At 60.1% G+C, this 13,656-nt stretch carries 10 protein-coding genes; 7 read left to right on the forward strand and 3 right to left on the reverse strand.

Translation table 11 applies throughout. The features are described from left to right. Positions 1–73: 73 nt before the first annotated feature. From BGE01nite_RS20505 to BGE01nite_RS20515, 3 genes are read left to right on the forward strand one after another with little or no spacing between them, the layout of a single operon-like run. Positions 74–724 carry a phosphoadenosine phosphosulfate reductase domain-containing protein gene (locus BGE01nite_RS20505; protein ID WP_146853156.1) on the forward strand — a complete coding sequence of 217 codons (651 nt, stop codon included), beginning with the start codon at positions 74–76 and terminating at the stop codon, positions 722–724. A 43-nt stretch (positions 725–767) separates the two neighbouring features. Further along, the gene (gene cysD, locus BGE01nite_RS20510; RefSeq protein WP_146853158.1) at positions 768–1,676 is read left to right on the forward strand and encodes a sulfate adenylyltransferase subunit CysD; all 909 of its coding nucleotides are present in this window, start codon (positions 768–770) and stop codon (positions 1,674–1,676) included. A 56-nt stretch (positions 1,677–1,732) separates the two neighbouring features. Next, the gene (locus BGE01nite_RS20515) at positions 1,733–3,073 is read left to right on the forward strand and encodes a sulfate adenylyltransferase subunit 1 (RefSeq protein WP_146853160.1); all 1,341 of its coding nucleotides are present in this window, start codon (positions 1,733–1,735) and stop codon (positions 3,071–3,073) included. A gap of 15 nt (positions 3,074–3,088) precedes the next feature. Here BGE01nite_RS20515 and BGE01nite_RS20520 read toward each other — a convergent pair whose 3' ends face one another. Both BGE01nite_RS20520 and mfd read right to left on the reverse strand, forming a co-directional pair. After that, positions 3,089–3,748, reverse strand: a complete 660-nt coding sequence (locus tag BGE01nite_RS20520; RefSeq protein ID WP_146853162.1) for a phytanoyl-CoA dioxygenase family protein — start codon at positions 3,746–3,748, stop codon at positions 3,089–3,091. Positions 3,749–3,767: 19 nt separating this feature from the next. After that, a complete protein-coding gene (mfd, locus tag BGE01nite_RS20525) occupies positions 3,768–7,103 on the reverse strand; it encodes a transcription-repair coupling factor (RefSeq protein WP_246145769.1) in 3,336 nt (1,111 codons plus the stop codon). Positions 7,104–7,369: 266 nt separating this feature from the next. On the opposite strand from mfd, the gene BGE01nite_RS20530 reads away from it, so the two are divergent. Beyond that, positions 7,370–8,026, forward strand: a complete 657-nt coding sequence (locus tag BGE01nite_RS20530; protein ID WP_170266936.1) for a lipid-binding SYLF domain-containing protein — start codon at positions 7,370–7,372, stop codon at positions 8,024–8,026. Positions 8,027–8,242: 216 nt separating this feature from the next. Here the strand turns inward: BGE01nite_RS20530 and BGE01nite_RS20535 are convergent, their stop codons facing one another. Continuing rightward, positions 8,243–9,226 (reverse strand): isoaspartyl peptidase/L-asparaginase family protein, encoded by a 984-nt coding sequence (locus BGE01nite_RS20535; RefSeq protein ID WP_146853165.1) that lies wholly within the window; start codon positions 9,224–9,226, stop codon positions 8,243–8,245. A 108-nt stretch (positions 9,227–9,334) separates the two neighbouring features. On the opposite strand from BGE01nite_RS20535, the gene BGE01nite_RS20540 reads away from it, so the two are divergent. From BGE01nite_RS20540 to BGE01nite_RS20550, 3 genes are all read left to right on the forward strand, one after another. Continuing rightward, complete coding sequence (locus BGE01nite_RS20540) at positions 9,335–9,880, forward strand: hypothetical protein (RefSeq protein ID WP_146853167.1); 546 nt, start codon at positions 9,335–9,337, stop codon at positions 9,878–9,880. Positions 9,881–10,086: 206 nt separating this feature from the next. Beyond that, entirely contained in the window at positions 10,087–11,529 is a 1,443-nt protein-coding gene (locus BGE01nite_RS20545; RefSeq protein WP_146853169.1) for a 3-keto-disaccharide hydrolase, read from the forward strand. Between the two features lie 237 nt (positions 11,530–11,766). Continuing rightward, positions 11,767–13,608 carry a vWA domain-containing protein gene (locus BGE01nite_RS20550; RefSeq protein WP_146853171.1) on the forward strand — a complete coding sequence of 614 codons (1,842 nt, stop codon included), beginning with the start codon at positions 11,767–11,769 and terminating at the stop codon, positions 13,606–13,608. Positions 13,609–13,656 lie beyond the last annotated feature (48 nt).

Consider the following 13,656-nt stretch of genomic DNA (forward strand, 5'->3'; position numbering starts at 1 on the left):
TCAAGAGAGGGGTTTTTTCTGCCGTGATGAAAAACCGACTTTACAGATAGGGAATAAGGACAAATATCCAACCATGAGTCCGCAAGACCTCGATTCGATCAACCAAAAGCTGGAAGGTGCTACCCCCCTGGAAATCATCCGCTGGGCCGTCCAGCAGGGGAAAGCCATCGTCACCACGAACTTCCGCCCTTATGAAGCCGTGATTCTGCATCTCGCCGCTCAGGCGCAGGCAGACATCCCTGTGCTTTGGATTGATCACGGCACGAATCTTCCTGAAACCTACGTGTTCGCCGAGGCCTCCCGCCAGCGTCTGAACCTGAATCTGAAGCCCTACCTGCCGCTCATGACCAGTGCCCATTGGCTGGCGCTCAATGGCGGCCAGGTGCCCATGCCGGATGAAGTGGAGCGCGTGGAGTCCTTCAGCCGCATCATGAAGCTGGAGCCCTTTGAGCGCGGCATGCGCGAGCTCGCTCCTCAGGTGTGGATCACGGCACTACGCAAGGAACAGAATCCCCAGCGCGCTGCGACGCTGAAGCCCGTCATGTGGGACGCCAAGTTCAACTGCCTGAAGATCAACCCGATCCTCGAGTGGACCCCCACCGAACTGGAAGCCTATCTCGGTGAGCATCAGCTCCCGGATGAGCGCACCTATTACGATCCCGCCAAGGGTGATGAAAAGCACGAGTGCGGCCTGCATGCCAAGCTCGTCACCGCCGCGAACTAAACCGAGTCGCGAAACCTCACACGCCGATCCCTTTTCCCGCCGCATGTCCGCCATCACCCACCTTCAGTTTCTTGAGAGCGAGGCCATCTACATCCTTCGCGAAACCGCCGCCCAGTTTCAAAAGCCCGCGCTCCTGTTCTCGGGTGGCAAAGACTCCATCGTCATGGCCTGGCTGGCACGCAAAGCGTTCTACCCAGCGCGCATGCCGTTCAAGCTTCTGCATGTGGACACAGGTCACAACTTCCCTGAAGCCATGACCTATCGCGACTGGTTCGTGAAGGAGATCGGCGCCCAGCTCGTCGTCGGCAGCGTGCAGAAGAGCATTGATGAAGGCCGCGTGCAGGAAGAAAAAGGCGCCAACGCGAGCCGCAACAAACTGCAGACCGTCACTCTGCTCGACTCCATCGAAGAACATCAGTTTGATGCCTGCCTTGGTGGTGGTCGTCGTGACGAAGAAAAGGCCCGCGCCAAGGAGCGCTTCTTCAGCCACCGTGATGAGTTTGGTCAGTGGGATCCGAAAAACCAGCGCCCTGAGCTCTGGAATATCTTCAATGGCCGCAAGCATTTCGGTGAGCACTTCCGGGTGTTCCCGCTGAGCAACTGGACCGAGATGGACATCTGGCAGTACATCCGCCAGGAAGAGATCCCGCTGCCGACTCTCTACTTCAGTCACAAGCGCAAGATCATCGAGCGTCACGGCCAGCTCCTCGATACCGAGACAGGCTTCATCCCTCTGCTCGACGAAGAGAAGCCGAACGTGAAGGAGATGATCATCCGCTTCCGCACCGTGGGGGATGCTACTTGTACGGGCGCCGTGGAAAGCACCGCTTCCACCATTGATGAGATCGTCGCCGAAGTCGCTGCCGCTCGTCAGACAGAGCGTGGCACACGTGCTGATGACAAACGCTCCGAGACCGCCATGGAGGACCGCAAGAAGGAAGGCTACTTCTGATATCTGCCGGGACATCCTGACTCCACACGCACCGAACCTTTTCTCTCTCCTCATTCATGGACGTTCTCGTCAACCCCACCGAATCCAGCCTTCTCCGCTTCACCACTGCCGGCAGCGTTGATGATGGCAAAAGCACGCTCATCGGCCGCCTGCTTTATGATTCCAAATCCATCTTCGAAGACCAGCTCCTCGCTGTGGAAGAATCTTCGAAGCGCCGCGGTGATGCGCACGTGAACCTTGCGCTCCTGACGGATGGTCTTCGCGCTGAGCGCGAGCAGGGCATCACCATTGATGTGGCCTATCGCTACTTCGCCACGCCGAAGCGCAAGTTCATCATCGCAGACACCCCGGGGCACATTCAGTACACCCGCAACATGGTCACCGGTGCCTCCACCGCTGACCTTGCCATCATCCTCATCGATGCACGTCTCGGCGTGATCGAGCAGACCATGCGCCATACCTATCTGGCCAGCCTGCTGCGCATCAGCCAGATCGTCGTTGCCGTGAACAAGATGGACCTCGTGGACTTTGACGAGGACACCTATCACAAGATCGTCGCCGAATACATGGCCTTCGCGAAAGGCCTGGAATACACGCCGAACATCCGTCCGATCCCGATCAGCGCTTTGAATGGCGACAACGTCGTCACTCGCTCTGACAAAACAGATTGGTATGACGGCCCGAGCCTCCTCGAGCATCTCGAAACCGTCCAAGTGCAGGCTGAAACAGCCGCTGACAAAGCACGCTTCCCCGTCCAGTGGGTCATCCGCCCGATCTCGGATCAGGATGACTCGAAGCTCGGCAACCTTCATGACTACCGCGGTTTCGCAGGTCGTGTCGCCAGCGGCACCTTCAACGTGGGTGATGACATCGTTGTGCATCCTTCCGCGATGCGCACCAAGATCACCGGCATCCACACTTTCGCCGGTGAGCAGAGCGAAGCCATTCCCCAGCTCAGCTACAGCATCACCGTCGCTGATGAGATCGATACCAGCCGTGGCGGCATGATCGTGAAGGCCAATGAGCCTGTGCAGAGCGGCCAGGAGTTTGATGCCATGGTCTGCTGGTTCGCAGACAAAAAGACCCTCAAGCCCCGCGGTCGTTTCCATCTTCGCCACACCACGAATGAAGTGCGTGCTGTTGTCACCGATGTGCTTTACAAGGTGAACATCAGCACTCTCGAGAAATCGCAGGAGAGCCAGGAGTTCAGCCTGAATGACATCGGCTCCGTCCGCATTCGCACCTCGGCTCCTATCTTCTTTGATTCGTATGCCGACAACCGCACGACTGGTTCCTTTGTGCTTGTGGACGAGCAGACGAACAACACCGTCGCCGCCGGCATGATCATCAAGCCGATCACCGATGCGTTTGACGAGAGCGCCGAGGTTCAGATCTAATTTTCGAAGCAGGGCTCAAGCTTCCTGCCACTCCAAGCCTGCATCCAATGGGGTGCAGGCATATTCCAGATGAATCACGCGCCTGCGCCTTGTGCTAGTCGAGCGTGACGATGAGTGCAGAATCAGCGGTCGTATCAGAAGCGCAGCTCCTTGAGGTGCTATGCACATGCTTTCCTGGCCGCTCGCCGTGATCGGCTGAATCTGCGAGTTGCCCAGCCTCCCCAATTTGTGACTGCCTGGAATCACCCGTAGCGCGCCGTTGGTCTCATCGGTATCATCGAGATGCAACCGGATCGTCAGCATGCTCTCTAGCACTTCCACCGGAGGCTGCACATGGGGCACACCTTCCTTCACGCTCCACGGTCCGAAGCCAGGCACCTCACGCTTTTCCTGTACACAGATCGTTAGGTCCTGATGCCAGGAGACGAGCCAGTTGGTGTCAGGCGACTTGTCAAAATAGATGCCCCGAACCGCGAAGGGCTCGGTGGGCAAATGTGGTCGGACCAAAGTGAGAAGCTTCTCCGATGCCGCCAAATGTCTGATCTCTGGAACCGAAAGCAGACCACGTCTTCCAGCGGATGGCGGAGCTCCAAGAAGGTCAGCAAGGGCAGTGCACTCTGCTGATGTCAGCACGTCGGAAACCACGGCGTAGCCATCTTGTTCGAGGGAGCTCATGCTGGATTTCAAAGCGGCATCACAAACTCCTCACCATGCCCAGTGCTTCCGCGAGCTGCTTGTGTCCGGCTCTTTCGGCAAGGCGGGGGAACTTGCCGTTGAGCATCACGAAGTTGCCGTTGCGCGTGAGCATGAGCTTCCGCTCCTTGATCTCGACATCGCTGATGCCGGCATGCGCGGCGGCGAGACGCAGCAATGCGCAGGCGAGCAAGTTCTGCACGGGGTAGGGGAGCTTGTCGCCAAACTGATCACGCCACTGGGTCTCGAGCTCATCGAGTTCCTTCCGAGTCATCACCTCGCCCAGCTGGCGATAGGCGGTGATGCGCATTCTTGTGTCCTCGATGAAGTTGGAAGGCAGGAAAGCTCCGATGACGGCTTTCTCCGACTGGGCCATCAGCGCCTCGCTCTGCACCAGGAAATCCGCACGCAGCGCCACATCGACAGGGCGTGGCACGCGCCGGCCCTGCATGCGGTTCACCGCCTGCTTCAGCATCTGGCAGTACATGTCAAAACCCACTGCGGCAATATGGCCACTCTGCTCCGTGCCGAGCAGATTACCCGCGCCACGGATCTCCAGATCCCGCAGCGCGATCTTGAAGCCGCTGCCCAGGCCGGTGTATTGCTTGATCGCATTCACACGCTTGCGCGCATCGCCCGCAGTCACCGCATCTCGCGGAAGCATGAGGTAGGCATGAGCCTGCTGGCCGCCACGGCCCACGCGGCCACGAAGCTGATACAGGTCCGCAAGACCAAAGCGATCCGCACGATCGATGATGATCGTGTTCGCATTTGGGATGTCGACACCGCTTTCGATGATGGTCGTGCACACCAGCACATCGGCCTCGGCATCCACGAACTTGTGCATCACATCCTCCAGGATCTCCTCGTCCATCTGACCATGTCCCACAATGACTCGTGCCTGCGGGCACAGCTCGCGGATGCGCATGGCCGTGCGTTCGATGGTCATCACGCGGTTGTGCAGCAGGAAGACCTGGCCGCCACGGTCCAGCTCGGCATCCACGGCCTGCTTGATCACGCGCTCGTCATACGGCGTGATGATGGTGCCGACCGCTTGTTTGTTAGGTGGCGGTGTCTCGATGGTGCTCATGTCTCTCATACCCATGAGCGCGAGGTAAAGCGTGCGTGGGATCGGCGTGGCGCTGAGTGTCAGCACATCCACGAGATGGAAGAGCTCTTTGAACTTCTCCTTATGCTTCACGCCGAAACGTTGCTCCTCATCAATGACGACAAGGCCCAGGTCCTTGAAGCGCACATCCTTGGAGATGACACGATGCGTGCCCACCACGATGTCCACCGTGCCATCGCGCACGCCTTGGAGGATCTGCTTCTCACGGTTCTTCGGCGTCAGACGGCAGAGCATCTCCACCGTCACGGGGAACTCGCTCATGCGCTGGCGGATGTTCTGCCAGTGCTGCCGCGCAAGCACCGTCGTCGGCACCAGAATGGCCACTTGCTTACCACCCATCACCGCTTTGAAGGCCGCGCGAATCGCCACCTCGGTTTTACCAAAGCCCACGTCAGCGCAGAGCAGACGGTCCATGGGTTTCTCAGACTCCATGTCCCGTTTGATTTCCTCCGTGCAGCGGAGCTGGTCTGGAGTTTCGCGGTAGAGGAAGGACTGCTCAAACTCCACCTGCCACTTCGTGTCCGGCGAGTGCGCATGACCCTTCACACTGCGGCGTTCGGCACTGATGGTCAGCATCTTCGCCGCAAACTCCTCCACGCTCTTCTCCGCCGTTTTGCGGGTCTTCTGCCAGGAGCCGCCGCCAAGCTTGCTGAGCTGGGGAGCGCGTCCTCCGACACCGACATAGCGGCTGACCATGTGCGCCTGCACCACCGGCACAAAGAGTTTCGCCTCGTCCGCATACAGCAGCACAAGCACCTCATCCTTCTTGCCGTTGGGAGCCGTGCGCACCTCCACGCCTGCAAAGCGGCCGATGCCATGCTCGCTATGGACCACCAGATCGCCATCCCGCAGCTCGCTCAGCACATCGCGCGCCTTGCGCAGGGTTTCCGGATCCGCGAGCTTGGAGCCGCGTGACCGGCGTGACACTTGATGCCTGCCAAAGATCTCCGCCCCTGTCAGCACCGCGAGCTTCGCTGAAGGAACCGTGAAGCCGCGATACAGCAGACCGAGCAGCGTCTGGCAAGAATCTTCCGTGACCTGGGACAGCTCGCTGAAGCGATCACGCTCCGCCTCATTGTGAAAGAAGATGATGATCTGCCAGCCCAGCTTCTTCCACTCATCCACCTGCATGGCGAACTGCTTCCGCCGTGCTTCATGAAGCACGAAGTCCGAGGCATCAAAGACACCCAGCGGATTCTCATGGATGGCCGTGTCAAAGTTTTCCGGCCCCTCATGCTCCATGGTGCCGGACATGATGCGTGCATCCACCGGTGCATCCACGGCTTCATCACCGATGACGAGAATGAGATCCTCGGCCGTCATGTAGTCACGCACCTGGCCGGACTCCCCTGCCTGCTCCGTGAGCTGCAGGATGATGTTCGCGCGCTCCAGTCTTTTGACGGATGATTGGTTATGCAGATCAAAGGCGCGGATGGACTCGATCTCCTCGTCAAACCACTCCACGCGCAGCGGCTCCTCCGCCTGCCAGGAGTAAAAGTCCACGATGCCACCACGCCGCGCGAACTGCCCGCGCTCCATCACCACTGGCACACGCTCATAGCCTGCCTCCGCCAGCTGGGCCACAAAGGCCTCCACATCCAGTGTCTGCCCGACTTCGATCTGCCGCCGTTGCTTCGCCAGTTCTGCTGAAGCAGGCACTGTTTCATTCCAGCTATCTGCACAGAGCAGCAGTGCATTCGGAGCATCACTCGAAGTGGTATCAGCGGAGGCTCGCTTGCCTTTGCTCGTGGAAGGAATGGCTGCGGTCCATCTCTCCAGCACCGCCACACGCTCTGCTGCCAGATCTGGATCCGGCAGCGCATCATCACCGAAGCTTTGCGAGTGCCTTGGGAAGTAGAGCGCCGGTGTTTGCCAAACCAAAAGTTCGGCCTGGATGCGGTCCTGTGTGCGAGGCTCCGGGCACAGCACCCAGAGTCTCTTCTTCAGCTGCCTTGCCCTCCCGATGACGAGCGCCACCGCAAAGCCTTCCGCTTCCGGCGTCACGTGCTCCAGGCAGATCATGCGTTCCTTGCCCAGCGTCTTCAGCTTCGCCGTGAACTCCCGTGTCTCAGCCACCCTTTGCACCAGGCCATGCGCATCCACCCGCTTGTCGGCCTGCGGGGCAGGTGAAGCGGTGGCCGGGTCCGCGTCCGCCTGCTTGCGGCGAGGGCGTGCGGTGCGAGTTGGGGGGACAGGGTCCGTGCTCAAAACAAAGCCGTTCGTGATCAACGCCCGGCAACCCTATCTGGAAGCGGGCAAAGCATGGATGCAAGGCAGGAAAAAGGGCGGGAGGCCATTTGGGCTCTGATAGGGCATCGTGGTTCCCCCGATAACAAGGTCGGGGAGATTCGTGATCCGTTGAAAACAAGTTAGTTACGCAGAAGTACGGCGCTGTTCATAAGTTCAGACGGTTTGATTGAAACATCCTCCCTGCATTTCTGCCCCGTATTCAGGGCATGAAAGGAACAAGTAACATGAAATCAAAACCCTACATTCTTTTGAGTGTCGCCCTGGCTCTCCTCGCCTCCAGCACTTCGGTGATGGCAGGTCCGAAGGAGGATCAAAGGGTGAGACAGGCCGCTGCCATCATGCAGCGGTTCAAGGCAATGCCTGAAGAAGGAATCCCTGAGCATGTGCTGAGTGAGGCCAGAGGTCTGGCCATTATCACCATGACCAAAGGTGGATTCGTCTGGTCAGGCAAGGTTGGGCAAGGTGTGGTTGTGGCCCGCACAAGAAACGGTTGGTCCGCCCCGTCGTTCGTTCGCACGGGTGGAGTGGGCTTCGGCGCCCAGATCGGCGCCCAAGTCACCGAACTTGTGCTGGTGCTGAACACACCTGAAGCCGTGCAGGCGTTCTCAAAAGACGCCAACGTGCAACTGGGCGGCGCACTGAGTGTCGCCGCTGGTCCGGTGGGACGAAGTGCTGAGGCTGGCGTGACCCCGCGTGCGGCGGTCTATGCCTACAGCCGCAGCCAGGGCCTGTTCGCAGGCGTCTCGCTGGAAGGCACGGTCATCGGCACGGACAAGAAAGCGAACCAGCGCTATTACGGCTCCAATGCCGGCGCGAGTTCCATCCTGGCCGGCAGGGTGCGCAAACCTGCCAGCTCGGGTCCTCTGATGAGCAGCCTGTAAACGGTTCTTCGAAGCAGCTCAATTAGCCTTGGTGCCCTGGAGGAGATTGTCTCCTCCAGGGCATTTTTGCGTTTGTTGGTTAGGTTGAGACAGGAAACATCCCGTGTTAGCCGAGACACTTTATACCACTGATGGACACTGATAGTCACTTATGACCAAGCCATTCAGGGATTGGAACATAAGTGTCCATCAGTGGTATCTAGATGGCTCCCGCTTTCACTCCACGAAGATCTTCACTTCCACCTGCCCATCGGTGCCGATCCATGCGCGGAACATGCCGGGAGTGTTGAAGGGGGCGTGCACCCTGCCTTGCGCGTCGATGGCGATGATGCCCCCCACACCCTTCTGTTCGCTGAGACGTGCGATGACGGCATCGGCCGCTTCCACGAGCGTGGCCTTGCCATACTTCATGCGCGCGGCCACATCGTGACCGACCACATTGCGGATGAAGAACTCTCCGTGACCGGTGCCTGACACAGCACAGACTCCATCCTCAGCATAAGTGCCGGCGCCGATGATGGGCGAGTCACCCACTCGTCCCGCCTTTTTATTGGTTAGGCCACCGGTGGAGGTGCCTGCGGCCAGATGACCTTCCTTGTCCAGCGCCACGGCACCCACCGTGCCGACGCGCATCCAGATGTCTTCCGGTGATAGGGTCACTGCAGACTTCTTCTGAGCCCGGCGCAGCTTCTCCATCTGCTTCGGCGTGATGAACCACTCCGGCGCCTCGGTCTTGAGAGCATGCTCACGAGCCAGCGCCTCAGCTCCCGCGCCGATCATGAGCACATGCGGTGTCTTCGTCATGACCACGTTTGCCAGCAGGATGGGATTCCTTACGGTGGTGATGCCTGCCACGGCTCCGGCCTGCAGGGTCCTGCCATCCATGATTGAGGCATCCATCTCCACCGTGCCTGCGGCCGTGAGCACGGAGCCACGGCCTGCATTGAAGAGCGGTGAATCTTCCAAAATGATGATGGCCTTCTGCACCGCCTCCAGGCCGCTGCCTCCGCTCTTCAAGGTGGCATGACCTTCCTGCACCGCCTGGGCCAGCACCTTCCGGCACTCAGCTTCCTGCTCAGGTGTGAGGTCCTTGGGCGCCACACCTGCGCCTCCGTGAATGGCGAAGGCGATGGGCGAATCCCCCTGAGCGACAAGGCTGGTGAGGGCGAGCAGAGCGACGAACCATTTATTCACAATCATAGTAATGAGCCTAACGATCTTATGAACGAAGACAAGATTCCGTCTTGCCTTCTTGCGTCCGTTTTGCTGCAATCGCGGTTATCGGACAAACCCGATATCCCCCCCGCTATGAAAGCCAACCTTCATTGCTTCGTGGTTCGTTTGGCGCTGGTCCTTGTGACTGGTGCATCCATTGGGGCCGCGCCTCTGCGCGCGGCTGAAAACCTCGAGAACCTCTTCCAGATGGGCCGCGATGCCTATTACAAGGGCGACCTCGAACAGGCACGGCAGCTTCTCACGATGGTCCAGGCTCAGCAGCCGCGTCATCAGGAGTCGCGCATCCTTCTTGGCCAGATCAATGCCAAGCTGAAGATGTCCGCCGGGTCCTCGTTGAAGCTGAAGTACTCCGGAGTGAAGCTGCCCAAGGTGGAACTCACGGACGTCACCCTGCAGGAGGCGCTCGATGGGTTGCGAGCACTTTCCAAGAACGCCAGTAATGGCCAGGTGGTGCCGAACTTCCTCGTCACCGATCCCAAAGTCGGCGAGGCCAAGGTATCGCTCACTTTGACGGACGTGCCTCTGCCCACCGCCATTGATTACGTGGCGCGCATCGCCGGTGCCAAGGCCACCTATGACCAGCACGCCGTGCTCTTCACAAGCGCGGCTGGTGGTTGAGAGTTGATCGTGCGGACAGACACCCCATGACTCCTCATCCGGGATACCCCCCCTCGGATGGGGCAGACCCACCCATGCAGTTCTCACAAGAGCACTGGTGCTTTGTCGTGCCCATTAGGCAGAGACTGAAAGTATGCAAACACGCCGCGTTTGGGTGGCGGCCTGCTGAAAGAACCCTGCGCAGCTGGCCGACTCATCGTTCCATCATGAAATCACCTGCTTTTTGCACCCTCGCCCTGGTCGCCGGACTTGCTGTCACGGCATCGGCTGAAAACAATGTGCCGCCTGAGGGCTTCAAGCCCCTCTTCAACGGCAAGGACCTGTCCGGCTGGTATGGTTGGGGCACCCAGGACCCCACGGATTTTTGGAACATGACGCCTGAGAAGAAGGCGGAGTACAAGAAGCAGTCCGTCGAAGGCGGTCTGAAGGACGCCAAAGGCAATGACAAGGGCGACCACGTCAACGCGCACTGGAGCGTGAAGGACGGTGAACTGGTGAATGATGGCAAAGGCCTCTACCTCACCACCGACAAGGACTACGGCGACTTCGAACTCATGGTGGACTACAAGATGCTCCCTCTGGGTGACAGCGGCATCTACCTGCGCGGCATTCCCCAGGTGCAGATCTGGGACTACACGGAAGAGGCCAAGTTCAAGCTCGGCGCGGACAAGGGCTCCGGCAGCCTTTGGAACAACAAGAACGAGGAGGGCAAGTTCCCCTCCAAGCGCATGGACAAGCCCTTCGGCGAGTGGAACACCTTCCACATCAAGATGATCGGCGAGCGCGTGACCGTGCGCTTCAATGGCGAGATCGTGGTGAACAATGCGCCGCTGGAAAACTTCTTCGCGAACAAGAAGGCTGGCTTCATCGCCTATGCCAAAAAGGACGACAAGGCGAAGGACAAGCCTGCAGAGAAGCTGCCGAATGGGTTCATGCCTGATCCAGCCTTCGCCAAAGGCCCGATCCAGCTCCAGACCCACGGCAGCGAGATCCGCTGGCGCAATGTTTTCATCCGCGAAATCCCTGCGGATGAGGCGAACAAGGAACTCGCCGCCCGTGATGCCGAAGGTTTCGTGGAGCACGTGAATGGCAAGGACCTGAGCAACTGGCAGGGCGCGGTGGAGAACTACGAAGTCAAAGACGGCGCCATCACCTGCAAGCAGGGCAAGGGCGGTGATCTGCTGACCAAGGAAGAATTCGAAAACGGCATCATCCGCGTCGAGTTCAAGCTGCCAAAGGCAGGCAACAACGGCATCGCCCTGCGCACCCCGCTGGGCGGCCACTCCGCTGCCGATGGCCTCGAGCTCCAGGTCATCGACAGCGATGGCTACAACGAGAAGCAGGCTGCCGCTGGCAAGCCCGGCCTCAAGCCCGAGCAGTATCATGGCAGCCTTTACCACTGCGTGGGCGCCAAGCACGGCTACCTGCGTCCGGTGGGTGAGTGGAACTTCCAGGAGATCGAAGTCCAGGGCAGCAAGATCAAGGTGACGCTCAATGGCACCAAGATCCTCGATGTAGACACCGCCACCTTTGACCGCAGCCAGATCGCCCATCCTCCGAAGGGCCTGGACCACACCAAGGGCTTCATCGGCTTTGCTGGTCACAGTGACCCGGTCGTCTTCCGCAGCTTCAAGGTGAAGACGAAGTAAGGTTCTCCTCTTCTGACAACTCAGCGCCAAAGTCCTCTCCGGGCTTTGGCGCTTTTTGTGGGTAGAAACCTCACGTTGGAGTGAAGGCTTTAGCCGATCTGGGAGATGGAGATGGCAATGTCCTGGAGCCCCAGATCGCCTATAGGCTGCACTCCAACATACCGATGCGCATCCTGGACGAGAAGTTCGCGCATGACTTCACCGGAGCCGTGATGTTATGTCTTGTCTGGTCGCGACATGCGTTTCCTCACCCCCCACCTCCTGCACCTGGCCTGGCTGGCGCTCATTCCGCTGGCGCTTTACCTGTTCAGGAAGCGGGCGCGGCGGGTGCCGGTTTCCACGCTGCTGTTCTTCAGGTCGCTCTCGCGTGAGCACCAGGAGTCTGCCTGGCTGCGGAAGCTGAAGAAGTGGCTCTCGCTCCTGCTCACGCTGCTGGTCATCGCCGCCGCTGTGCTGGCGCTGGCTCGACCCACGGGCGAAGCGGGCGCGGACTCACCTGGAGCCGTGGTGGTCGTGGTGGATCGCTCAGCCTCCATGAGCGCGCGGGACGCCCAGGGCCGCACACGGTTGGAGGAAGCCAAAAAGCGCCTTCGGGATCGTATCAACGGCCTGCCGGATCAGGTCATCCTTTCCCTGGTGGCTTTTGATGCGCGCCCGCGCGTGCTGCTCTCCCGCAGCCGCAACCGCCGTGAGTGCCTGCGGCTGCTGAACGAGCTGCAGCCTCAGCCCATGGACGGCCGCCCGGATGCTGCGCTCACCGTGGTGAAGCGTCTGACTGAGCTGGAAACCAAGTCCCAGATCTGGCATGCAGGTGATGCGCCGCTTCCCGATGTGGACAAAGCCGCCTATGCCTTCATGGACGTGGCCATGGACGCTCCGCTGAATGTAGGCATCACCGGCTTCCAGATCCGCCGTGCCCTGCTCGCACGGGACCGTTACGAGGCCTTTGTGAAGGTCAGCGCGGCGAAAGCGAATGCGGCCAAGCTCACCGCCACGCTTGAGGTCACTTTGGCCGGTCGCCTGGCCCAGCTGCGTGAGATCGATCTCGAGCCAGGAGCCTCCGCCTCCCTCATCGTGCCACTGGAAGGTGTGCGCGGACAGTTGATGGAGATGCACTTGAAGGCCGCAGGAGACTGCTTCGGCTGGGATGATGCCGTCGTCGCTCCTCTGCCGGAGACCCGCCCGCTGGTGGTCGCCGTCGTGGCGGAGAAAGCGGATCCCTTCACCGAGCTGGCTCTGGCTTCCATGATTGAGGCCGGTCGCCTGGAAGTGCTGAAAGGCCAGCCCGCTGCCTGGCCCATGAAGGACAAGCCTGACGTGTATGTCTTTGAGAACTGGGTGCCTGAGGCCCTGCCCGCGGATCGGCCTGTGATCGTGCTGAATCCCCCGAAGAGCAGCGGCCCTGTGCAGGTGCGCCATCTGCAGGAGCCAGGGCTTCCGCATGACAGCGTCCGCAGTGTCGCGCCGGATCATCCGTTGCTGTTCCGCATCGCCACCAGCCGTCTCGCCATCACCCAGACCGGTGTGCTTGAGCTGGGTGGATCTCTGGAACCTTTGTGGATGGCCGGAAACGAACCCGTGCTCGCCGCAGGCGAGGTGAATGGCCAGCGGCTGGTGGTCACCACCTTTTCACCGGCTCGGTCGGAGCAGCTCGCGCTTCTCCCGGCCTTCCCGCTGCTGCTGGGAAATGCACTCTACTGGTGCGCGGAGAATAGCGACGCGATCTCCGACCTGCGCGTGCTGCATCCCGGCGATCTCATCACGGAATCCGGCCTCGTCGAATGGACGGAGTGGACCGGCAGCCAGTTTACCGAGAGCAGCGACCAGGCGGAGAATAACCTTCTTTCTGTCCAGCGCATTGGTGCTTGGAAGGCAGCGGACCGTCGCGGTGTCAGCGTGCTGGCTTCCATGGGTGAGACCGACCTCCCCGGCCACACGCAGGAGGCGGCTCCCGCCACCGCGCTGCCCAAGATCACGGCTCATGCCGGCATCAGTGACTGGCCGCGCCTGCTGCTCTGGTTCGCGCTGGGGGTGCTGGTGCTGGAAAGCTTCCTCTTCCACCGCAAAGCCGTCTTTTGACCGGCTGCCACAGATCCGGGGGTGATGGGAATACTTCACTAGCAGTAT

This window comes from Prosthecobacter gellanilyticus (assembly GCF_007992435.1).
GTDB lineage: Bacteria > Verrucomicrobiota > Verrucomicrobiia > Verrucomicrobiales > Verrucomicrobiaceae > Prosthecobacter > Prosthecobacter gellanilyticus.